Raw genomic sequence first — 23,443 nt, 5'->3', positions numbered from 1 at the left:
TAAAAAATTATTTTTTCAATTCTAACATTTTAATTATAAATAAGAAATATTTTAGTTACTATTTTCTTAAATTATTTGCAATTATATCACCCATTTCAGATGTAGTAACCACTTCTTTAGCATCATATGCTGCTAAATCTTTTGTTCTGAATCCATCTTTTAATGCTTTTTTAATAGCACCATCAATTAAATCAGCTGCTTCTGTTTCTCCAAAAGAGTATCTTAGCATCATCCCAGCACTTTCAATTGTTGCAATTGGATTTGCAATTCCTTGTCCTGCAATATCAGGAGCAGAACCATGAATTGGTTCATAAATAGCTGTTTTATCTCCAGTACTAGCACTTGGCAATAATCCAATAGAACCTACTACCATAGAAGCAGTATCTGATAAAATATCTCCAAAGATATTTCCAGTTACTATTACATCAAATTGTTTAGGATTTCTTACTAATTGCATAGCTGCATTATCAACATACATATGAGATAATTTAACTTCTGGATAATCTTTAGCAATCTCTTCCATAGTATCTCTCCATAATTGAGAAACTTCAAGAACATTCGCTTTATCTACTGAGCATAATCTTTTATCTCTTTTCATAGCTAATTCAAATGCAGTTTTACCTATTCTTTCAATTTCTGGTTTAGTATAAACCATAGTATTATATGCTTTGAAACCATCATTTGCTCTTGGTTGTCCAAAATAAATACCACCAATTAACTCTCGTACAACCATAATATCAACACCTTCAATAACTTCAGGTTTTAAAGTTGATGCATTTACAAGTTCATCATAAATAATAGCAGGTCTTAGGTTTGCATATACGCCCATTGCTTCTCTGAATTTTAAAAGTCCAGTTTCAGGTCTAAGCTCTCTTGGCAATGTATCCCATTTTTCTCCACCAATTGCACCAAATAGACAAGCATCAGAATTTAGAACACCTTGAACTGTCTCTTCAGGAAGAGGAACACCTGTCATATCAATAGCAATTCCACCCATTAAATACTCTTTGTACTCTAAAGAAAAACCACAATTATAAGAAACAGCATCTAAAACTTTTATAGCTTCATCAACTATTTCAGGTCCAATTCCATCACCTTTTATTACTGAAATATTATATGTCTTCATAATTATTTATCCTTGCTCATTTCAGCTTTTGCATAATTGATTAATCCACCTGTTGCAATTAACTCTTGCATAAAAGGAGGTATAGCTGTAAATTTATATGTTTTATTTTGTGTATTGTTAGTAATTTCACCATTATTTAAATCAATTGAAATCTCTTCACCCTCTTTTATCTCCAAAGATTCAGGTAATTCAAAAATTGGTAATCCCATATTAAATGCATTTCTATAAAAAATTCTAGCAAAAGATGGAGCAACAACTGCAGCCACTCCAGCAGCTTTTAAAGCAATAGGAGCATGTTCTCTTGAACTTCCACACCCAAAATTCTCGCCAGCAACAATAATGTCACCTTTTTGTAACTTTTTTGGAAATTCTGGATCAGCATCTTCCATAATATATTTAGCTAAATGCTCTGGATCTGAGCTATTTAAATATCTAGCTGCAATTATAATATCAGTATCAATATTTGCCCCAAAATTCCATACTTTACCAGTAATTTTACTCATATTTTTAGTCCTTCAAAATTAAAAAATAAATGACATATAATAGTCAAACTTTATTTTTCTTTTAATAATTTTTATCTTCTTACAAAGTCGAATTTTATCTAAAAATTTAGAAATAATAGATTAAACATCAAAAATTAATAGTTATTTTAGCAATTTTGGATATAATATCTGACTTATCTTTCAAGCAAGGAACGTACAAAAAACATGAGTGCAAAAGATTTAAATAAAGAAATTGAAAAATTAGCAAAAGAGTATAAAGATTCTACATTAACTTTTGAAAAAGTTATTAAACTTTTTCCTAAAGCTCCCTCAAGTCAAAATATCAAAAAATTAATCGCTTTAATGCAATTATATAATGTAAACATGATGACATCTCAAGAGCAAGCAAAAGTTATGAATGCTGTTGAAGCTAAAAAACGAGAAGACCAACGAAATAAAATGATTGATGGTGGTGAGGATAGTGTTTATGACTTACTAAAAAACAAAGAACTTTTGGAGTGGTCAAGATCTGATTCTCCTGTTAGAATGTACTTAAGAGAAATGGGACAAATTCCATTACTTACAAAAGAAGAAGAAATAGAAATCTCTAAAAAAATTGAGATGGGAGAAGATATAATTCTTGATGCCATTTGTTTTGTCCCATACTTAGTTGACTTTATATTAGAGTATAAAGAACCTCTAGTAAATAGAGAAAGAAAAGTTAAAGAGCTTTTCAGAAACTTTGATGATGAAGATAATGATAACGATTCAGATGATGATGATACAGAAGATTCTTCAAGCGATGATGCAGAAGAAGTTGAAGAAACAGAAGAAGAAACTAGTGGAAAAAAACAAAAGAAACTAGATAAAAGAGCTGAGACTATTATTGCTGCATTTAAGATATTAGAAAAAGCAAAAAAAGATTGGATAAAATTCCAATCAAAAGAAACAGCAAAATCAGATGATGAACTTGATGTTATTACATTTAATTTATCTACTGCATTTAAAAAACAAGTATTAAAACAAGCATTAATTGATTTAGGGCCAACTTCTAAACTTATTACAGAGATTGTAAAAGCTATGGAAACTGCACTTAAATCAGATACAGGTTTTGATTCTGAATTAAAAAGATTAGAGTATAAATTACCACTTTTTAATGATACACTAAAGAAAAACCATGAAAAACTTTTAGAAAATATTATTAATTTATCTAAAATCCAAATCACTTCAATGGTTCCAGAAGCAACTATGGTTTCTACTTATATGGAAATCAAAAAGCTTTTCCAAACTGCTGAAGCATCTAAGGGTGGATTTGATTTATTACCTGAAGAGTTAGTAGATGTTTTAGAGCAAATCAAGCGTGGTAAAAAAATCACAGATGAAGCAAAAACTAGAATGGCTAAATCAAACCTTAGACTTGTTGTTTCTATTGCAAAAAGATACACAAATAGAGGTTTGCCTTTCTTAGACTTAATTCAAGAAGGAAACATAGGTCTTATGAAAGCTGTTGATAAGTTTGAGTATAAAAAAGGTTATAAATTCTCTACTTATGCAACATGGTGGATTAGACAAGCAATTTCAAGAGCAATTGCTGACCAAGCTAGAACTATTAGAATTCCAATTCATATGATTGAGACTATAAATAGAATCAATAAAATCATTAGAAAAGGTATTCAAGAAAATGGGAAAGAGCCAAATGTGGATGAAATCGCAAAAGAAGTTGGACTTCCTGTTGATAAAGTAAAACAAGTTATTAAAATTACAAAAGAACCTGTATCTTTAGAAGCTCCAATTGGGTCTGATGAAGATGGTAAATTTGGAGATTTTGTACCTGATGATAAAGCTCCAACACCAGTTGATAATATTATGAAAGAAGATTTACAAAATCAAATTGATCAAATATTAGCTCAACTAAATGAAAGAGAACAAGCAGTTGTTAGAATGAGATTTGGACTTATGGATGATGCAAGTGATAGAACTCTTGAAGAGATTGGAAAAGAGTTAAGCGTTACAAGAGAAAGAGTAAGACAAATTGAATCAAGTGCAATTAAGAAATTAAAACATCCAAAAGTTGGAAAAAATCTTAAGAATTATGTAGAAAGCTAATAATTAATGACTATCAATGACAATTGGGTAGAGCAAGACTTAAATCCTATTTTATCTTTCTCTTCTCAAGGTAAAATAATACATACAAATCAAGAAGCTCAATTTTTACTCAATAGAGTAAAAAAAGAGCAACTTTATGATTTAGCACTAAAATACGCCCCTGCAAACTATGGCTTTGAGACATCATATATAAATCTAACATTTTATAACTATATTTTCTATGCGATTTCAGTGACTTATGAAAATGACGATGAAATTCATATGAAATTGTACAAAAGTACAAGTGTAAAACAAGATAAAAAATATGCTCCAAAAAATACTTCTAAAACAAATATTTTTACTCTAGTTGACTTAACCATATCTACTAGAAAAACAAAATCAGAGATAAAGTTTATAAAAAATTATGATCCTTCGATTCCTGAGTTTTTAATGGTTGCATCTGACTTTCTAAAACTATTAAATAGTATTTATGATGCCTTTGATAATAATTGTAAGATATTAAATACTTCTGTGAAGTTAAAAACGGGTGAGTATATAAAACTTGATGAGAGGAAACACTCTTTAGTTACAATAGAGATTTATGCTGATAATTATGAGCATTATAATATGGATGCAATAAAACACGATAAAAATAGAAGTTCTATGATTTTGACTTTAGAAAAAGAAAAAGCAATCATAGACTTGCCTCTTATTTTAAAATAAACTTAGAACAAAGCATTGCTAGTGGGACGATAAAAAGTCCTGCTAGATATGAAACCACATGAAATATCCCATTATTATTTAAAAGAAAAAAACCAAATATTAGCACAACATATCCTAAGATTCTATATATTGATATGAAGCTTGTACTGCTATAAATTGTATTTTTAAATGTATTTTGTTTTACTTTTGATTTCTCTTCTTTGATTATATTTTTAATCTCAAATGCTGTGAACTCTTTTTGTTGATTTATCTCTTCTTCATCATATAAATCATAAGGATCATCAATTTTATCAATTTCATCCCTATCATTTGAAAGCTGGGCATCATAATCTACATTTTCTAATCTCTTGCTAACATTTCTTTTATATGAAAGAAATGTTGCAAGAGAGATAAACATAGAAGATATAAAAGCAACTTGTGTATTAAAAAGCCAAATATAGTTATTTGATAAAACACAAAAAAGAATTACTATAAAATCTATTACAAAAAATAGTTTAGCAAATTTTTTAATTATCATCGTCGCTGTAATTTCTATCTCCATGTTTTGCTCTATAAGAATATCTTGGGTCATTTTCCATTCCCTCATACTCTTTTTGAGCTCTTTTATATGCCTTATATACATTTAAAATAGCTGCTGCAATTCCTAAACATAATCCTAGCCATAAAGTCCAAGTATAACCTGTCCATTGTTTTAAACCATATCCAATAGCAAAACCAATAAATACAGCAACAACCATTGAAATACCTAAAGATAAATTATCCAATGCCATTAATTTTGATTCGTGTTTTGGTTTATTGCTATTTGTATTATCTTCCATAATCTTCCTTATTTAATATATGAACAACAATAATCAGTTACAGTTTTAACTTTAATATCAAAATTAGAATTTGCTGGAACTTTAAAAGTTGTATCATTTGTATATGTTTTCCACTCATCTGAACCGTTTAATTTAACTTCACATTCACCACTTACTATTTCAATAATTTCAGCTGCTGCTGTTCCAAAATTATAAGTTCCTGGCATCATTATACCCAATGATTTTCGTTCACCATCACTATCTACAAAACTTCTACTTGTAACATTTCCATCAAAATAAATGTTTGCTTTTTTTACTAAATCAACACTTTTAAAAATATCCATTTTATATCCTTACATATCTTTCATAATTTCATCTGCTGCTTTTATACAAGCATCAATATCATCATTTGTCATAACAGTTGATATAAATCCTGCTTCGTATTGACTACAAGCAAAATAGAAACCTCTTTTAATCATACCATGGTGAAAAGCTGCAAATCTATCAAAATCACAAGTTCCTACTTCTTTGAAGTTTTTAGGATCTATATCACAAAAGAAAAATCCAAACATACTTCCTCTTGTATTTACTTGAAATGGAATATTATACTTATTGGCTACTTCTTTTAAACCACTTGTTAATCTAACTGCTTTTGCATTTAATTCATCATAAATAGCTGGATTGGCTTTTAGCTTTCTTAAACTTGTAAGACCTGCTGCCATTGCAACTGGATTTCCACTTAAAGTTCCTGCTTGATAAACTGCACCATCTGGACTTAAGTGTGCCATAATTTCTTTACTAGATGCAAAAGCACCTACTGGCATACCAGCACCTATTACTTTTCCAAAAGTAATAATATCAGCTTGAGGTTCTACTATTCCACTAGTTCCTTTTAAACTAGTTCTAAATCCTGTCATAACTTCATCATAAATAAGTAAAGTATTATTTTCATCACAAAGCTCTCTACAAGCTTTTAAAAACTCAATATCTGCTGGAATAAAACCCATATTTCCAGCAATTGGTTCAATGATTATACAAGCTATATCCGAGCTTTGTTCAAAACACTTTTTAAGATTTTCAATATTGTTATATTCACATAAAAGTGTATGCTTAGTTAAATCAGCAGGAACTCCAGGAGAACTTGGTGTTCCAAATGTTGCCATACCAGATCCAGCTTGTACTAAAAGTGAATCAGAATGACCATGATAACAACCTTCAAATTTTAAGATGTCATTTTTACCAGTAACACCTCTTGCTAATCTAATGGCACTCATAGTAGCTTCAGTTCCGCTACTCACAAATCTAACTTTATCAAGATTATCATACATCTCAACTATTTCACGAGCAAGTTCTGTTTCTAAAACACTTGGAGCTCCAAATGATAAACCATCCATTACAGTTCTTATAACTGCTTCTTCAATATCTTTATCACAGTGTCCAAAAATAAGTGGTCCCCAACTTTGAATAAAATCTAAATACTTATTACCATCAATATCAATTAAATAAGCGCCCTCACCTCTTGCTATAAACGGAGGAGTTCCACCTACACTATTAAAAGCACGAACGGGAGAATCAACTCCACCAGGGATTACTTTTTTTGCATCTTCATAAGCATTTATTGATTTTTCAAACATGTACATTCCTAAATATTTTATTTTAAATTAAAAGCAATATTATACTACAATACAATTATGAAGTACATTATTCCTGCATTAATTTTATCAATCTTTTTACATCTGTTAATTTTCAAAACATATAAGATAAAAGATGATGAGATTAAAGATAATCCATCAAGTACTAAAAATCCAAAAAAATCAGATATTAAGTATGTAGTTTTAAAATCTGTAGCAAAAAAAGTAGAACCAAAAATTGCTGAACCTAAAAAAGAAAACACTAAAGAAAAAGTTGAAAAAAAAGAACCTATTAAAAAGCTTGTAAAAGAAAAACCTATTTATAAAAAAGTTAAAAAAAGTGATATAAAAGTTGCAAAAAAAAGAGAAGTAAAAAAAGAAGAAGTAAAAAAAACAAGCCCAAAACCAATTCAAAAAACGGAAATTAATCCAAACTATACAAAATTAAATCCTACGAAGCTTCAAAAAGATACTTTAGAGGATTTTTTATCAACACCTGTTCAAGATGTAAAGATGTTGGATGAGCTCACCCAAAGTTATATAAAACTATATGGAGAAGAATACAATTCCTTTACAAAAGTTCAAAAGGTTTTCTTACAAAAAAACCTAAAAAATATAGGTAAAATAACTGAAAAATATTTAAGATATCCTGACATCGCAGTTAGAACAAGACAAAGTGGTATGAATATTATTGAATTTACTTTATATCCAAATGGAGATATAACAAAACCTATGATTACAAGTTCTTCTGGTTATGAAACTTTAGATGAAAATACAATTGAAACTATAGAAATAGCTTACAAAGACTATCCAAGACCAAAAGAGCCAACTAAAATAAGAATCTATGTAACTTATAGGCTTTATTAATAAAAAACTTTGTAGAATATGCAAAAATTATTTATTTAAAAGAGAATTATGTTAACTGATAAAATACGAAATAAAGAGAGTGGAATACTATTATATGGTATTACTCCACCAAAAATTAAACACACAGAAGAAGAAATACAAGCAATAGCACAAAAGCATATTGAAAGGATTTCAAAACTTCCAATTGATGGCTTAGTTCTTTATGATATCCAAGATGAATCAGATAGAACAGATGAAAAAAGACCTTTTCCTTTTATTAAGACATTAGACCCTTGTGAATATTCAAGAACATATTTAAATGACTTAGTTATTCCAAGAGTTGTTTATAGAGCTGTAGGAAACTATGATGAAAAGACTTTCCCTATTTGGTTAGAACTTACAAAAGAGAATCAAGTTCACTCAGTATTTGTAGGAGCTGCTTCAAGAGAACAAAAAAAGCCAATGACACTAAAAGAAGCCTATAGACTTAAAAAAGAAGTTAATGATAATCTATGTATGGGTGGAATTGCAATTCCAGAACGACACATGGTAAAACAAGATGAACACTTAAGAGTATTTTCAAAAATTGATAACTCTTGTGAATATTTCATAACCCAATGTGTATATAACCTTGAAGCGTCAAAAATATTTTTAACTGATTATGCAAAATATGCAAAAGACAATGAAAAAGAAGTTGTACCAATCATATTTACACTAACACCTTGTGGAAGTGCTAAAACACTTGATTTTATGAAATGGCTTGGTATTAGTATTCCAAACTATTTAGAAGAAGATTTAAAATCTTCTGGAGATATTTTACATGATTCTATGAAACTTTGTATTGATATATTTAGAGAACTTTATACATTTGGAAAAGATAGAGGCATTCCAATTGGTTGTAATGTTGAAAGTGTAGCAATCAGAAAAGAAGAGATTGAAGCTTCAATAAAACTGCTTCATGAAGTAAAAAAAATAATGGAAGAAAATTAAGAAGAGGAAATTTCCTCTTCTTTAAAATTAAAATTTATAGTTAAATCCTAAGTAGAACGCTGTAGAGTGTTCTAATTCAATGTTTATATCAGTACCAGAATAATTAATAGTTTTGTCAATATTATACTTAGTATATGCAATTGAAGTTTCAAGTTGAATATTAGAAGTTATATCATACAAGATTCCAGTTTGTGCACCATATATAAATCCATTTAATTTAGCATCTGAATCCTCAAACTTTGCATTACCTAAATGAGCTCCAACTAAAAAACTAAATTTATTTTCAAGTGGTATTATATAATCATAATTGAACTTTGTTAAATCTAAATCCATTCCATCATCACTGTATCCTGTATAAGATAAAGAAAGTCTATGTGCTTTATTTAAAATAGCACCTATTTTTAAGCTATATCCAGTATCTTTAAAATCACCATCAACTTTTGTACCAGGAACAGATGCATTTGCTTTTAGATTTCCTCTTTCAGCGCCAGCTCCAACAAAATAATCAACATCCATTGCCATAACAGATGTAGAAAGTGCAAGTAAACTACCTAAAACCAATGTTTTATTCATTTTTTACCTTTAGTTTAATTCAAAAATAAATTGCTAAATTACTTTATCAATCATTTAGCAGAATAATAGCAAATTTATAGTTATAAAAAAATTATTTTTAAGTAATTAATGAATAAATTAGGATTTTAGAGTTTGGCTACAGTTATTTAACTGTAGCTAAAACTAATTCTCTAAGTGTTTTACATGCAACGGCTGTAGATATTCCACTTGCATCATATTTGGGACTTAATTCAACAACATCCATCCCAACTACATTGTTAAGTTTACTTAACTCTTTTATTATATTCATCATATCATGAAAATCTATTCCACCTGGTTCTGGTGTTCCAGTTCCTGGCATCACTGAAGGGTCTAAAACATCTAAATCAATAGTAATATATACAGGTTTATCTTTTAATCTTTTTACACAAGAAGGCAAAGTATTGTAAGTAAATTTTTCTAAGTGAGTGTGTTTTTTTGCCCATTCAAATTCCTCTTTTAATCCAGAACGAATACAAAATTGATTTACCTTTCCATCGCCTACTTGGTCATAAATTCTTCTAATAACTGTTGCATGACTTAAAGCTTCACCCAGATAATCTTCTCTTAAATCTGTATGTGCATCAAAATGTATAATATGTAAGTCATCATACTTTTTACTTAAAGCTTTTACAGGAGCCAGTGATACTAAATGTTCTCCACCAATCATTATTGGAATTTTATTTGCATCAATTATTTCTTGAACATGTTCTTGAATCATTCTTAGTGCATTTTTTTTATCCCCAAATGGTAATTCTAAATCCCCATAATCAAATAGTTTTAAATCTTCTAAATCACTATCAAAATATGGGCTATAACTCTCTATTGCCCAAGAGTCTTGTCTCATCGCAGGAGGAGCAAACCTAGCTCCTGGTTTAAACGAAGTAGTTCCATCAAATGGTGCTCCAAATAAAACTGCTTTTGACTCTTTGTAATCATTTTCAAAGCCAATAAAACTACTGTTTTGTGCTTCCATTAAAGTTTCCTTTCAAAATTATATAAATCCATAAACCTAAATGCTAATAGGTTTTCTAAAATTGCGAATATTACAATAAAATTAATAAAAGAACTACCACCATAAGAAACTAAAGGCAATGGTAGCCCTACAACAGGTGCAAAACCAATAACCATAAAAATATTTACACTCATATCTAAAAACACTAATAAAGCAATACCGGAGGCAAAACAACGAATTACATAATCATCTGAAAAATAATAATTCATGGATAATAGATGTAATACAAGCAAAATATAAATCAGTATAAGTAAAATTGCACCAATATATCCATGTCTTTCTACTAAGTATGCAAATATAAAATCACTAGTTGCAATTGGTAAAAACTTTAATTGTGCTTGGGTTGCATCTTCTGATGATTTACCAGTAAGTCCACCTGACCCAATTGCTATAATTGATTGTTGGACATGGTAACTAGGCTCTTCTGATATAAAGTCTTTTATTCTTTGCTTTTGATAATCTTTTATCATATTATTATAAATAAAAGGAGAAGCAATACCTAAAACCACAATTATTGTGGCCCATATTCTCCAATTAACTCCAATAATAAATAATACTCCATACCCTACTAATAAAAGTATCAAAGCAGTACCTAAATCTGGCTCTTTTGCTATTGAAACAAAGGGAATTAGAATATAGATTGAAAAGTATAAAAAGTCTTTTAAATCGTATCCACCTATTGGTGGTGGTCTATTTTTAACTAAATAACCAATCATCAATAAAAATATAGGTTTTATTAATTCTGAGGGTTGAATTGTCATATCAATAAAAGGTATCTCAATCCATCTTTGAGCACCAAGCTTTGATATACCAAATAAGTTAACACATAATAATAGACCAACTCCAAGCCAATAAAGAAATGGGATAATTCGTAAGTTCCTTCTTAGGGGTAAAATAAATACACCAAAGAATAAAAATATAGAAAGTGCATAATATCCAAGCTGTCTTTGTGCTAAGTTTTCATTTATTTCACTAACTAATTGGTAAGATAATGCTATTAATGGTATAATAAAAGCAATCAAGGGATAATCAAATTGCGAAATAATTCTTTTGTCAATAAATCTCATAATGAAAGAGTATCAAAATATGCATAAAAACTTTATTGTTTTTGAAGAATCAAGACTAGATAAATTTTTGTCTGAAAAGCTTGGTGAATCAAGGAATCAAATAGAACAACTAATAAAAAAAGAGTATGTGAAAGTTGATGATAAAATCATCACAAAAACAGGTTATAAATTAAAAGAAAATCAAGAGATTTTAGTGGAACTTCCAGAAGTTGAAGAAAGTATTAGCTTTGATGTTGACTTTGATGTTGAAATAATATATGAAGATGAACATATTTTAGTTGTAAATAAACCTTACAATTTAGTTGTTCATCCAGCTGCAAGTGTAAAAGAACCTACATTGGTAGATTGGTTAAAGACTAAAAATATATCACTTTCTACTATTAGTGGAGAAGAAAGACATGGTATTGTACATAGATTAGATAAAGGTACAAGTGGTGTTATGGTTGTTGCAAAAACAAATGAAGCACATGTGGCTTTATCAAAACAACTTGAAGACAAAACTATGGGAAGATATTATTTAGCAATAATTGATATGCCCTTAAAAGATGATATTGTAATTGATAAACCAATAGCTAGAAATCCAAATAATAGATTAAAAATGGGGATTGTTGAAAAAGGCAAAAATGCAAAAACAGCATTTGCAAAATTAGATATTACTAAAGATGAAAAATATGAACTTATTTGTTGTAAACTTTTCACTGGAAGAACCCATCAAATAAGAGTACATCTAAATAGTATCAATAGACACATATTAGGTGATAATTTATATGGCTTTAAGGGCGAATTAAATAAAATAAATCGGTTTTATCTACATGCTTTTAACTTATATTTAATCCATCCTATCACAAATGAAAAAATGGATTTTAAAGCAAACATATCAAATGATATAAATGAATTTTTAAATGAAAACTTTAATATGGAGACTATAAATGACAAACTGGATAAAAATTTCATCCGCTCTGCTTTTAATTTTATTGATTAGTGGTTGTAGTACAAAAAATTTAGGTGAAGGGAATAAACCTAAGATTGATGAAACATTAGAAGTAATTGATTCAAATTCTATTAGAACTATTTCAGGTATGACAGCAGTTGCCTTTGAATGGCAAAAAGTTGATGATTCAAGAGTAACTGGATATAATCTTTACAGAGCAAATTTAAATGAAGAGAGTACAAAATTAAAATTAGTTAAATTTATTGAAAACAGATACTCTTCACACTATTTAGACAGTGATCTAAAACCAAATACAAAATATGCATATACATTTTCAAGTGGTACAGCTAGTGATGTAGAATCAAAACCTACAAAAATGTTTCAAGTTATGACTTTACCAAGACCTGAACCAATTGCCTTTATTCAAGCAATTTCTAATCTTCCAAGACAAATAAAAATAATTTGGAGACCACATGAAAATGAAGCGATTAAATATTATAAAATATTTAGATCAACACCACAAGATTCTGATTGGGAAAAATTAGAAACATTAGATGGTAGATTACAAGCTGAATATATTGATACAGATTTAAAAGATAATGTTGTTTATTTATATAAAGTAGTTGCCTATACATTTCAAGATATACCATCAGAAGATAGCCAAATTGTAAAAGCTCAAACAAAAGCTTTACCAGCTGGTGTTCAAAATTTAACTGCTACAAATAACCAACCTAAAAAAATAACATTAAATTGGCAACCTTCAGCTTCTGTTGATGTTGTAAGATATAAAATCTATAGAAACACATCTCCAGATGGTTCATTTAGCGAATTAAAACAACTAAATACGAATACAACTAGTTATGAAGATTTTATAAATGAAGATGGGAAAAGATACTTTTATAAAATAACAACTATTGATAAAGATGGTTTAGAAAGTAGTAAAGAAGTAAATCCAGTAATGGGAATAACACTTACAAAACTTAATAAACCTATTTTAACTCTTGCACAAATCCAAGGTGAAAAAGCTATATTAAATTGGCAACCAGGTGATAATAGAGCAGTATCTTATAATGTATATAAAACTATAAAAGATGGTTTTTTTAAAGTAAGAAAACAAAAATATACAAATATCACAGACTTAAGATTTGAAGACAAAGACATCGTAAGAGGTGTTGAATATAACTATTCTATTGAAGCAGTTGATGAAAATGGTATTGTTTCAGAAAGAACAAATGAAACACTATTAGTATTACCTAAACTATTAGATAAATAATATGCCGCACATAGTATTTAATAATAATGGTGAATTAATAACACCATCAAATAAAGATGGTGTTGATTTTAAGTTTATAGCAAAATCTTATAATGTAAGTGAAAAACCTAAAAAAACAGAGTATAAAATAGGTGTTTCAAATCAGACAAAAGATTTTTTATTGACATTAAAAGATAATAAAGACAATAAAATAGTAAAAGCAGATAAAGTAACAAGAGTTACTCCTGTTACAATTGTAAAAGATGCTTTAAACACTTTTGTAAAACACACAGATGCAAATGTTATATTTTCAAATACAAATAACTTCTCACAAAAACAAGAACCACAAAAAGAGTATTTAAAAGATATAGAATACTTTGTAAATGAGTTTGAAACAACTAATGAAATTCAAATAGAAATCGGCTTTGGTTCAGGAAGACATTTATTATATCAAGCACAAAATAATCCTGATGTACAATTTATGGGTTTAGAGATTCATACTCCTTCAATAGAACAAGTACTTAAACAAATAAAAATCCTTAATATAAAAAATATAATAGTTGTAAATTATGATGCTAGACTTTTTATGGAGTTTATCAAGTCAAATTCAGTGGGTAAAATATTTGTTCACTTTCCTGTTCCTTGGGATAAAAAACCTCACAGAAGAGTTTATAGTAATGATTTTATTTATGAAGCTAAAAGAGTATTAAAGTTTACTGGAACACTAGAACTTAGAACTGATAGTAGAAAATATTTTGATTTTTGTGTTGAATTATTGACAAACCTAAGCAGTGGAAAAATTGAAATTGATATTAATAAAGACTTACCAATATCTAGTAAATATGAAGATAGATGGAAAAAACAAAATAAAAACATTTATGATGTAACTTTGCACTCTTATACCATTGATGAAGAGATTGAACCAAATAAAGATTTCTCTTTTGAAAAGATAAATAATTTAATAAAAACTTTTGAAAACATATCACAGGAGTCTGTAATTTTTGATGATTATTTTTACCACATTGAAGATTTTTACCTTATTGAAAATGAAAAAAACTCTGGACTTATCCAAGTAACATTTGGTTCATTTAATAGACCCTTATCAAAATATCTGATAATAAGAGATGGAATTATATCTTACTATCAAGGTGAACCTATTCCTACAAGTAGTAATATAAAAGCTCATAATAAAATGAAAGAGATATTGAATAATGATTACTGCTAAAAATATATATTTAGCTTATGACGAAAATAAGTTTGTCATAAAAAAAGGAACTTTTCACATAGGACATAAAGAGTTCATCTTTATAGGTGGAGCTAGTGGAAGTGGAAAGTCAACTCTAATAAAAGCAATGTATGGTGATATTGCATTAAAACATGGAAGTTTTATAATTGATAATTTTGAATTAGCACACATAGGAAATAGAAACCTAAGAGATCTTAGAAAAGATGTAGGTGTTATATTTCAAGATTATAAATTAATACAAGAGTGGACAATAGAAGAAAACATAATGTTACCTCTTAAAATAAATGGTTACTCACACGAGATATCAGCAGAGCAAGCAAATAAACTACTAAATCATGTAAAGCTTTCTCATAGAAAGGGTTACTATCCAAATGAACTAAGTGGTGGAGAGCAACAAAGAGTTGCAGTAGCACGGGCACTTGCCCACAATCCAAAAATCATAATTGCAGATGAGCCAACTGGAAACCTTGATGATTATTCAGCTGATGTAGTTTGGAACTTACTAAAAGGTGCAAATGAACAACTAGGAATCACTGTAGTTGTAGTAACGCATAGAGTACCTAAAAACTTTGGAATAAGATTTAGACAATTATCAATTGAAGATGGAATAATATATGAAGTCTCTTAAAAATACTCTTACTTTTGTCATTCCTTTAACTGTGATGTTAATAACATTTTCAATATATCTTTTAACAAATAATGTTGTTAACACTTATAAAAAAAAGATATCAAGTGATTATTCTATAGTAATAATTACTCATACTCCTTTGATAAAAGAAAATTTTGACACAATAGCTGGAATAAAAGTTGATAAAATAAATACTTTATCAAATAGAAGTATTATAGACAATGTTAAAAGTACTTTATCAGATAGTTCTATTGATTTATTGAATAAAAGATTACCGCACTTTTATGAAATACATTTAAACTCTTTTCCCACATCAACTGAACTAAAGAAGATACGAGCCTCACTTTTAAATGACAAAAATATAAAAAGAATAGAAATATTTTCAAAAAATCATAATCAAATTTATCTTTTACTTCTAATGATAAATGATATTATAATTGTATTGTTTGGATTAATACTAATATTTGTGGTAATTATTCTTTCAAAACAAGTTACTATTTGGTTTTTTGCACATAATCAAAGAATTATGATTTTTCAATTACATGGTGCTTCTATTTTGTATAGTGCTTCACCTGTAATAAAACATGCTATTTATGGTGCATTTTTATCTTTTATTATCTCTGCATCACTGTTCGTATTTGTTTCATATAATTTAAACATGCTATTGCCTGCTGAATTAAATGATATTTTAAACACAAAAATTTTTGTTGAATTAGAGGTTTTAAAACTATTTTTATTATCTTTTGGTATATCAATAGTTACAATTTTTGGAGTACTTTTTAGATATAAAATCAAAAATGCATAGACTATTATACTTAACTTTATTTATCACTATTATCTTTCAAGCCAGTTCTATTGATGACAAAATTCAAAATAATAAAACTATCTTGTCTAAAAATAAAAATGTAAAAAGTAGAACTGAGCAAAAAATTCAATCTTTGGCTACTCAAATCGAAGATCAAAATGAAGAGTTAAAAAAACTAGAAAAAGAGATTAATCTTGTAACAAAAGATATTAATGAACATAAAGAGATGCTAAATGATTCTAGAAAAAATCTAGATGAACTAAGCATCAAAGGTAAAATACTTCAAAATCAAAAAAAAGATTATGAAGAAGAGTTGATAAATACTATTATTGAAGATTACTCTTCTGGTGTTGCTATGAAGCTTGCAAATAAAGACTCCTTACAAGAATTAACCCAAAGTGAAATTTATGAAATATTATCTTCAGAAGCAAAAGATAATATGTTAAAAATTGATAATCAATATATGAAAATAACCCAAAATAAAAGTGATAATGAAAGAGAAATCAGAAAATTAAATGTCTACATAGAAAAAAGAGAAAAGAAAAAGAAAATATTAAATTATTTACTTAATAAACACTCTGAATCATTGGCTTCAATTGAAGAAAAACATAAACTTTACCAAAATGAATTAAAAACAATAATCAAAAAACAAAACTCTTTGACAAACTTACTTTCAACACTTAATATTTTAAAAGAAAAAGAGATAAAGAAAGAAGAAGAAAAAAGAAAAAGGGAAAGATTATTAGCACTAAAAAAGAAAAAAGAAGAAGAGAGATTAGCAAAAGCTGCTAAAAATAAATCTAATAATGTGCAAAAAACACAAGAGTCAGTACAAAAAGATAATGCAGAGGAAATTGACTTAGATGTTAGGATTTTAGGCTCTTCAACAAAAGGTGTAAAAATTGGTAAATATAGAGGCAGTAAAACTATTGCTCCTTTAAAATCATATTCTATATTAAAGAAATTTGGTAAATATTATGATCCTGTTTATAAAATTAAATTATTTAATGAATCAATTTTATTAAAAACAAATGAACCTGATGCAAAAGTTTATTCTGTACTTGATGGAAAAGTTGTATATTCAAAACAAAACTCAGGTATGTTAGAGAATCTTGTAATTATTCAACATAAAAATGGTTTATATACTATTTATTCACATTTGGATCAAATTTCACCAACATTAAAAGTTGGAAAATGGATAAAAAAAGGTTATGTAGTAGGAAGAGTTGATGAAACTTTAACTTTTGAAGCAATTGTAAATAATAAATATATAGACCCTGCAGACATATTCCAATAAAATTAATAATTATTATATTAAAATACATTCTTTGAAAGGAAAATATGAAAAAAAATATTATTGTACAATTTTTAATTCTACTTATATTAGTCGCTATTTTTATTACAGGTATTTCACTTTATAATTTAAGAACTGTATCTATTAAATCTTCAGTTAGCACAGCAGAATCAATATCTGAAGTAATAAAAAGTGGATTAGCTTTACATGTTAAAAATGACTCAAATATTGATGAATTTTTAAAAAATGTCTCTTCAATTAGAAATATAAAAGACTTATGGCTTGTAAGATCTGCTAATATAAAAAATCCTGAATTTGAAACAAAAAGTTTTAAAAATCCAAAAGATAACTTAGATAAAGAAGTTATTAGAAATGGGGAAACAAAATATATTGTTAAAGAGGGTTTTATTAATACTAATGTGAGGGTTACAATTCCTTATAAAGCAGAAGTTAGTTGTTTAGAGTGTCACAATGTTTCAGAAGGTGATACTTTGGGGGCTATTAGTATAGTATTAGATGTTAGTACTTTAAAAGAGATTGGAGTTAGATCTATATATGTAATTCTAACCATTATTTTATTAGCAGTAATTATTGTATTTTTATTTTCTAAAAAAGTATTTAATCCTTACCTTTCACTATATATGAAACTAAGAGACAATATCAATCAAGCTAAAGTTGGTAAATTTAAAAAAATAGATATCCCAGAAGGATTGACAACAGATGTAGTACAAGTAACTAATGATTATAATAATTTAATCACTATTTTTAAAGATACTTCTCTCGATATTGATAAAAAGCTTCAAGGTTTTGTGGGATATAGAGATAGAAGTAATTTAAATACAAATCCTCTTAATGAATCAAAAGATATAATTGACAACTTATCAAATTTATATCAATTTAAAAAACAAGTAGAATTAGATAGTACAAAAGAAGAAATTTATCAAAGAATTTCCCAAGTTTTTGAAAATAAATTTCATCTAAAGAATTTCACTTTTTTTGAAATAGATATAAAAAAACAAAAAATGCAAAAAGTAATTAGTGTAGGAGAATCATTTTATTGTCATGATGCAATAAAAGATAATCCTCATCTTTGTAGAGCAGCTAGAACAAAAAGTGATGTTATTTCAATTGACTTCCATGAGAGTTGTCCATACTTTACTAAAAAAGATAAATTTTACTATTGTTTAAATATTGATATTGTTGAAAATCTATACCTAATCATACATTTTGTTGTGGATACAGAAAGTGAACTAGATGAACTAAAAAATAAAAGTTTATTTATAAATAGATTTTTAAAAGAAGCCAGACCAGCAGTTGAAGTTAAACTTTTAATGCAAGCACTAGAAGACTCTGCATTTAAAGATGGATTAACTCAATTATATAATAGAAAATTTATTGAAGAACATTTGAAAAAACTTCTTCCTCAAATAAAAAGAGACAAGAAAAAAATTGGTTTATTAATGCTAGATATGGATCATTTTAAAGCAGTTAATGATGAATATGGACATGATATTGGAGATAGAGTACTAAAAAGTTTATCAAGAATTCTAGAAGACAGTGTAAGGGATTCAGATATTATAGTTAGATATGGTGGTGAAGAGTTTATGGTTCTTCTTATTGGTGTTGATTCAGAAGAAAATGCTATGAATATAGCCCACAAAATTGGAACAAAAGTTAGAGAAAATGAGATTGATGTATATGCCGGTACTACTATTAAAAAGACAGTAAGTATAGGATTATCAATGTACCCAGATGATTCAAATTTATTTGATACTGTTGTTAAAAATGCTGATATTGCTTTATATGAAGCAAAAAGTAATGGAAGAGATAAAGTTGTCAGATTTGCAAAAGAGCAAAAAACTAGCGTAGAATTATTTTAATATTATATTTTCGATAACTATAAAAAAAGGGATGAGTTAAAACTCATCCCTTTTTTATTAATCAAACTTTTTGATTAATGTAAATCTGAATTAAGTTTTACTTCTCTAGTACTTCTCATAGCAACTGTTTGACCAGTTTGAGAGTTTACTCTAAAGTGAACTCCATTAACTCCAATAAAATCACTACCTTTCATAACTGTTGTAATTTCTTTATCTGGATTAATCTCTTTTAATGCAGCAACTGCTTTTTCAGAAAGTGCAATTTTAGTTCCTGGTAAGATTGTAACACCAGCATCAAGTATACAACCATCACCAATAGCAGTACCTGTACAAGAATTTGCTCCAAGAAGAGTATTCTCACCAATAGAAACAGGAACACCATCAGTACCTGATAAAACTCCAAGAATAGAAGCTCCTCCACCAACATCAGAACCAGCACCAACTACTGCACTTGAAGAAATTCTTCCCTCAACCATAACAGCACCTTCAGTCCCCGCATTGAAGTTAATATAAGCAGCTCCAGGCATTACTGTAGTTCCAGCTGCTAGTTGTGCACCAAATCTTACTTTTGAAGTTTCAAGTATTCTTGTATTATCAGCAGGAATAACATGAGATAAGAATCTTGGGAATTTATCTACCATAGTGATTTCTGGATATTGATTAGTTATTTTTAATGAAATTTCATTTGCTCTTAACCAATCTAATTCAATTGGTTGGCTTCCAGTCCATGCACAATTTTCTAATACACCAAATGCACCATTTAAATTAAGACTTCTTAATTTTGCTTTTCCAAGTGAAAGAGCATATAATTTTAAATAAACAGATTCAACACTTACTGGGTTTGCATCTTCAAAAATAAATACTACTTTAAAATCATCAGGGCTTAAACCTGAATCTAAAGGTAAAGTAGCAAGAGAAGAGATAACTTGTACATTTCTATGCGCGTCACCTTTTGCTTCTGGGTTAAATGGTCTAAAAGCTTCAATACAAGAAGTTAAGAAGTCATCCGTAACATTACATACTAATTCTGACTTTGTTGTATCTACATCTGCTCCTGAATCTTTTAATGCTTTTAAAAATATAGCTGCACTTCCAAAGTTTTCATTCCAATTTACAACTGGGTATGTTGCTTGTAAGATTTTTTCTGGATTTAATTGTCCTCTATCAACTCTTGCAATACCAAATCCTATTGGATTTCTATACCAATCTTGTGATTGAACTTCCTCAACTAATTTTTTAAATTCATCTGCCGTATAAATCATATTATTCTGTCCTATGTAAATTTTTGTCGATTATACTATAAACTTTACTAAGAGAAAATTAAATATATTTTCTAATATATAGTATCCATATCAATACTCACCATAGGTGATTTTATACTATGTAGAACTTCAATTAAAGCTTTTATATTTTTAGAACGAAGTAATATTTCATATCTATATTTATTTGATAACTTGAAAATAGGAGATTGATTAGCTCCTACAACTTCTATTTTTTCATTTGATTTTAAAATATTTGTATATTTATCAAACTCATCTTTTACTTTCAATCCATTTGTGTGAGCAAATATGATTTTTGCTAATTTATAATATGGAGGATATAAGTCTTCTCTGAAAGTTAGTTCTTCATCTAAAAATTCTTTGTAATCTTTATTACCTAAATAAAAATCAAAGAAATCTCTATTTTGAGTTTGAATAATCACTTCACCCTCACCTTTTCTTCCACTTCTTCCAGAAATTTGAATCAAAAGAGAAAGTGCTCTCTCCCTTGCTTTATATGAGTTCATTTTTAATATTGAATCAATTCCAAGTACGACTGCTAGTTTTACATTATGATAGTCATGTCCTTTAGAAAGCATTTGAGTACCAACTAAAATATCTATTTTATTATTATTAAACTCTTCTAATACTTTTCTCAATTGTGTATCTGTTTTTACTTCATCCCTATCAAATCTTTTTATTGTTTTATCTGGAAATATAAAATTTAATTCCTCTTCAATTTGAGCAGTTCCTACTCTTAAGTTATGAAGAACTCCTGTTTTACAAGAGGGGCAACTTTTAGGTATTTGTTGGGTATATCCACAATAGTGGCATTTAAGTGCCAGTGAGTTTTTATGTAAACTCATTGAAACAGAACAAAAAGGACACTCAACAGAACTTCCACAAGTTGTACAAACTTGGTACTTATAGTTGGCTCTTGTAGGAAGGAAAATAATTACTTGGTGTTTTTGTTCAATTATACTTTTTATTCTATTTACAATCTTTGGACTTAAATTTGAAGTGCTATCATCATAGTTTATACTTTTTTTAGTATCAAAATATGTTTTAGACAATCTATAAAAAGGAATTTTATGATAAGTATTCAAAGATGGTGTTGCACTTCCAAGTATAGCTTGAATATCTAAAGTTTTTGATATATACAAAGATAAATCTTTTGTATTATATCTTGGTTTACTATCACTTTTATATGATTCATCATGCTCTTCATCAACAATTATCAAGCCTAAGTTATCAAGTGGTAAAAACAGAGCTGACCTAGCACCTGCTAATAGTTTTATCTCACCTTTTAAAACCTTATTTATTATCTCTTCTTTTCTTTTTTTAGTAATTTTAGAGTGCCAAATAGCAACTTTTTCTTTGAAAACCTTTTCCAATCTATTTTGCATCTGTGGAGTCAAAGAGATTTCAGGCATAAGAAGAATAGCTTGTTTATTTTCATTTAAATATTTTTCTATAGTTTTAATATATATTTCTGTTTTACCAGCACCTGTATTTGCAAAAAGCAAAGCTTGTTTGTGTTCCAAACAAAAACTGTATGCTTCTTCTTGCTCTTTTGATAAAAGAATATTTGATTCAACTTTATATTCATCTTTATTTTTAATTACACTTTTATCAAAAGGAATAAATAAAGATAAAGCTTCACCAAGAGAAGATACATAATACATAGAGGTAAAAGTAGCTATTTTAATCATATCAATTGAATAAAAAAAATTTGTAATTGTTTGAATTGTAGTACATTTGAAAGTTGGTTTTTCAACCTCTTTTACAACTACAGCTTTTGATAAGACCTTTCTTCTTTGTAAAGAGACTTCTACTAATGTTCCAATTCCTATTTTTTCATCACTACAATAAGTCAAATTATCTAAAGGTGATTTTAACAGTGCTAATTCATAATAAAAACTCATAACATAAACTCTTTACAAACTTCATCACTTTTTTTACAAGCAAAAGTGCCCTTATTATTATCAAACTCAAAAGTTATAACTTTATCTTTTGAAAGATAAGCTTTATAAGTTGTTTGTGAAGTTTTTATCCATTTTCCAATCTCTTTTTTATCTTCTGAACTTGATAAAATAACTACATCTAATAAAATGTATTCATTGTAACCTACAAATAATGATTCACCTGCTATGTTTATTGAAGCATCATCTAATCTATCTAAAGTAAAAGTTGAATTTCCTAATAAAACTTGATTTGAATAAGTTTTATTTATTGCATTATTTATAAGTGCAACATCTGATTTTATTTTAAAATTATTTGATTTATCAATTGAATAAAAAAACTTATTAATTGCGAATGCTCCTAGTAATCCAACTATTAGAACAACAACTATTATTTCTAATAGTGAAAAAGCTTTTTTCATGAAAGTTTTGGAAGTTTGTTTGAAATTTTTTCTACTTCTTCTTTAAAAGTATAATGTTCTTGGGCTTTACAAAGGTAAGCATATAAAAGTTCTTTTGTAGTATGTGATCTATCAGGAGATAGAAACTTTGTTAATTCCATCTCAAGTTTTGGGTCTACATTAATACTATATGCCATATTATCAATGTGAAATGTAAGTTTTTTATTCTCCATTCTTTGCCTTTGTTAAAGTTAAAGTACTATCAATTTTTAAAAGCATATCTTGATTATTTCTAATTAATTCATCATTTTTATTTTTTAATTTTTCAAGTTCTATTGTAAGATATTGATTTTTAGATTTTAATAATTCATAATCTTCTAATAGTTTATCTATTTGTGTATTAAGTTTTTCAGTTATTTCCATGCGTGATTTT

The 23,443-nt window shown here is 27.8% G+C and carries 25 protein-coding genes; 11 read left to right on the top strand and 14 right to left on the bottom strand.

What is annotated here, in order from left to right; all coding sequences use genetic code 11:
* Positions 1–58 precede the first annotated feature (58 nt).
* Together leuB and LXN10_RS13340 are read right to left on the bottom strand one after the other, a co-directional pair.
* A complete protein-coding gene (gene leuB, locus LXN10_RS13345; protein WP_375723482.1) occupies positions 59–1,126 on the bottom strand; it encodes a 3-isopropylmalate dehydrogenase in 1,068 nt (355 codons plus the stop codon).
* Between the two features lie 2 nt (positions 1,127–1,128).
* Positions 1,129–1,629 (bottom strand): 3-isopropylmalate dehydratase small subunit, encoded by a 501-nt coding sequence (locus tag LXN10_RS13340; protein WP_375723481.1) that lies wholly within the window; start codon positions 1,627–1,629, stop codon positions 1,129–1,131.
* Positions 1,630–1,833: 204 nt separating this feature from the next.
* Between LXN10_RS13340 and rpoD the strand changes: the two genes are divergently transcribed.
* Both rpoD and LXN10_RS13330 read left to right on the top strand, forming a co-directional pair.
* Positions 1,834–3,714 (top strand): RNA polymerase sigma factor RpoD, encoded by a 1,881-nt coding sequence (rpoD, locus tag LXN10_RS13335; protein WP_375723480.1) that lies wholly within the window; start codon positions 1,834–1,836, stop codon positions 3,712–3,714.
* Between the two features lie 6 nt (positions 3,715–3,720).
* Positions 3,721–4,416 carry a hypothetical protein gene (locus LXN10_RS13330; RefSeq protein ID WP_375723479.1) on the top strand — a complete coding sequence of 232 codons (696 nt, stop codon included), beginning with the start codon at positions 3,721–3,723 and terminating at the stop codon, positions 4,414–4,416.
* On the opposite strand, the gene LXN10_RS13325 is transcribed toward LXN10_RS13330, so the two are convergent.
* Genes LXN10_RS13325 through hemL form a run of 4 tightly spaced genes read right to left on the bottom strand, consistent with a single transcriptional unit; the run spans position 4,403 to position 6,847 of the window.
* Positions 4,403–4,957, bottom strand: a complete 555-nt coding sequence (locus LXN10_RS13325; protein WP_375723478.1) for a hypothetical protein — start codon at positions 4,955–4,957, stop codon at positions 4,403–4,405. The two genes, LXN10_RS13330 and LXN10_RS13325, sit on opposite strands and share 14 nt — an antisense overlap.
* Entirely contained in the window at positions 4,923–5,234 is a 312-nt protein-coding gene (locus LXN10_RS13320; RefSeq protein WP_375723477.1) for an AtpZ/AtpI family protein, read from the bottom strand. Before LXN10_RS13320 ends, LXN10_RS13325 begins: the two co-directional genes overlap by 35 nt.
* Before the next feature lie 8 nt (positions 5,235–5,242).
* On the bottom strand, positions 5,243–5,557 hold the full coding sequence (locus LXN10_RS13315) for a pyrimidine/purine nucleoside phosphorylase (RefSeq protein WP_375723476.1): 315 nt from the start codon (positions 5,555–5,557) through the stop codon (positions 5,243–5,245).
* A gap of 9 nt (positions 5,558–5,566) precedes the next feature.
* The gene (gene hemL, locus LXN10_RS13310) at positions 5,567–6,847 is read right to left on the bottom strand and encodes a glutamate-1-semialdehyde 2,1-aminomutase (protein ID WP_375723475.1); all 1,281 of its coding nucleotides are present in this window, start codon (positions 6,845–6,847) and stop codon (positions 5,567–5,569) included.
* 57 nt (positions 6,848–6,904) lie between these two features.
* Here hemL and LXN10_RS13305 point away from each other — a divergent pair, with 57 nt between their 5' ends.
* Positions 6,905–7,711, top strand: a complete 807-nt coding sequence (locus LXN10_RS13305) for an energy transducer TonB (RefSeq protein WP_375723474.1) — start codon at positions 6,905–6,907, stop codon at positions 7,709–7,711.
* 48 nt (positions 7,712–7,759) lie between these two features.
* Positions 7,760–8,680, top strand: a complete 921-nt coding sequence (locus tag LXN10_RS13300; protein WP_375723473.1) for a methylenetetrahydrofolate reductase — start codon at positions 7,760–7,762, stop codon at positions 8,678–8,680.
* 27 nt (positions 8,681–8,707) lie between these two features.
* On the opposite strand, the gene LXN10_RS13295 is transcribed toward LXN10_RS13300, so the two are convergent.
* The 3 genes from LXN10_RS13295 to LXN10_RS13285 form a co-directional block, all read right to left on the bottom strand.
* Positions 8,708–9,253: a hypothetical protein gene (locus LXN10_RS13295; protein ID WP_375723472.1), complete on the bottom strand. Its 546-nt coding sequence runs from the start codon at positions 9,251–9,253 to the stop codon at positions 8,708–8,710.
* 142 nt (positions 9,254–9,395) lie between these two features.
* Positions 9,396–10,247, bottom strand: coding sequence for an agmatinase (gene speB / locus LXN10_RS13290; RefSeq protein ID WP_375723471.1), 852 nt, complete (start codon positions 10,245–10,247; stop codon positions 9,396–9,398).
* Positions 10,247–11,353 (bottom strand): FtsW/RodA/SpoVE family cell cycle protein, encoded by a 1,107-nt coding sequence (locus LXN10_RS13285; protein WP_375723470.1) that lies wholly within the window; start codon positions 11,351–11,353, stop codon positions 10,247–10,249. Before LXN10_RS13285 ends, speB begins: the two co-directional genes overlap by 1 nt.
* A gap of 19 nt (positions 11,354–11,372) precedes the next feature.
* On the opposite strand from LXN10_RS13285, the gene LXN10_RS13280 reads away from it, so the two are divergent.
* From LXN10_RS13280 to LXN10_RS13250, 7 genes are read left to right on the top strand one after another with little or no spacing between them, the layout of a single operon-like run.
* A complete protein-coding gene (locus LXN10_RS13280) occupies positions 11,373–12,335 on the top strand; it encodes an RluA family pseudouridine synthase (protein WP_375723469.1) in 963 nt (320 codons plus the stop codon).
* Positions 12,283–13,557, top strand: coding sequence for a fibronectin type III domain-containing protein (locus tag LXN10_RS13275; RefSeq protein WP_375723468.1), 1,275 nt, complete (start codon positions 12,283–12,285; stop codon positions 13,555–13,557). The genes LXN10_RS13280 and LXN10_RS13275 overlap by 53 nt, the downstream gene beginning before the upstream one ends.
* Position 13,558: 1 nt before the next feature.
* Positions 13,559–14,761: a tRNA (guanosine(46)-N7)-methyltransferase TrmB gene (trmB, locus tag LXN10_RS13270; protein WP_375723467.1), complete on the top strand. Its 1,203-nt coding sequence runs from the start codon at positions 13,559–13,561 to the stop codon at positions 14,759–14,761.
* Positions 14,748–15,410 carry a cell division ATP-binding protein FtsE gene (locus LXN10_RS13265; RefSeq protein ID WP_013135204.1) on the top strand — a complete coding sequence of 221 codons (663 nt, stop codon included), beginning with the start codon at positions 14,748–14,750 and terminating at the stop codon, positions 15,408–15,410. The genes trmB and LXN10_RS13265 overlap by 14 nt, the downstream gene beginning before the upstream one ends.
* The gene (locus tag LXN10_RS13260; protein ID WP_375723466.1) at positions 15,397–16,215 is read left to right on the top strand and encodes a cell division protein FtsX; all 819 of its coding nucleotides are present in this window, start codon (positions 15,397–15,399) and stop codon (positions 16,213–16,215) included. Before LXN10_RS13265 ends, LXN10_RS13260 begins: the two co-directional genes overlap by 14 nt.
* Positions 16,208–17,512 (top strand): murein hydrolase activator EnvC family protein, encoded by a 1,305-nt coding sequence (locus tag LXN10_RS13255; RefSeq protein ID WP_375723465.1) that lies wholly within the window; start codon positions 16,208–16,210, stop codon positions 17,510–17,512. The genes LXN10_RS13260 and LXN10_RS13255 overlap by 8 nt, the downstream gene beginning before the upstream one ends.
* A gap of 44 nt (positions 17,513–17,556) precedes the next feature.
* Complete coding sequence (locus LXN10_RS13250; RefSeq protein ID WP_375723464.1) at positions 17,557–19,389, top strand: GGDEF domain-containing protein; 1,833 nt, start codon at positions 17,557–17,559, stop codon at positions 19,387–19,389.
* 74 nt (positions 19,390–19,463) lie between these two features.
* On the opposite strand, the gene LXN10_RS13245 is transcribed toward LXN10_RS13250, so the two are convergent.
* The 5 genes from LXN10_RS13245 to LXN10_RS13225 form a co-directional block, all read right to left on the bottom strand.
* On the bottom strand, positions 19,464–20,651 hold the full coding sequence (locus LXN10_RS13245) for a tetrahydrodipicolinate N-succinyltransferase N-terminal domain-containing protein (RefSeq protein ID WP_375723463.1): 1,188 nt from the start codon (positions 20,649–20,651) through the stop codon (positions 19,464–19,466).
* A gap of 71 nt (positions 20,652–20,722) precedes the next feature.
* Positions 20,723–22,573: a primosomal protein N' gene (locus LXN10_RS13240; RefSeq protein ID WP_375723462.1), complete on the bottom strand. Its 1,851-nt coding sequence runs from the start codon at positions 22,571–22,573 to the stop codon at positions 20,723–20,725.
* Positions 22,570–23,031, bottom strand: a complete 462-nt coding sequence (locus LXN10_RS13235; RefSeq protein WP_375723461.1) for a type II secretion system protein — start codon at positions 23,029–23,031, stop codon at positions 22,570–22,572. The genes LXN10_RS13240 and LXN10_RS13235 overlap by 4 nt, the downstream gene beginning before the upstream one ends.
* Complete coding sequence (locus LXN10_RS13230; RefSeq protein ID WP_375723460.1) at positions 23,028–23,243, bottom strand: hypothetical protein; 216 nt, start codon at positions 23,241–23,243, stop codon at positions 23,028–23,030. Before LXN10_RS13230 ends, LXN10_RS13235 begins: the two co-directional genes overlap by 4 nt.
* Positions 23,233–23,433: a hypothetical protein gene (locus LXN10_RS13225; protein ID WP_375723459.1), complete on the bottom strand. Its 201-nt coding sequence runs from the start codon at positions 23,431–23,433 to the stop codon at positions 23,233–23,235. Before LXN10_RS13225 ends, LXN10_RS13230 begins: the two co-directional genes overlap by 11 nt.
* Positions 23,434–23,443: the final 10 nt, after the last annotated feature.

Source organism: Arcobacter iocasae, from assembly GCF_042214795.1.
Classification (GTDB): domain Bacteria; phylum Campylobacterota; class Campylobacteria; order Campylobacterales; family Arcobacteraceae; genus Arcobacter; species Arcobacter iocasae.
The sequence above is the reverse complement of the archived record's forward strand: the minus strand, read 5'-3'. Positions and strand labels throughout refer to the sequence as shown.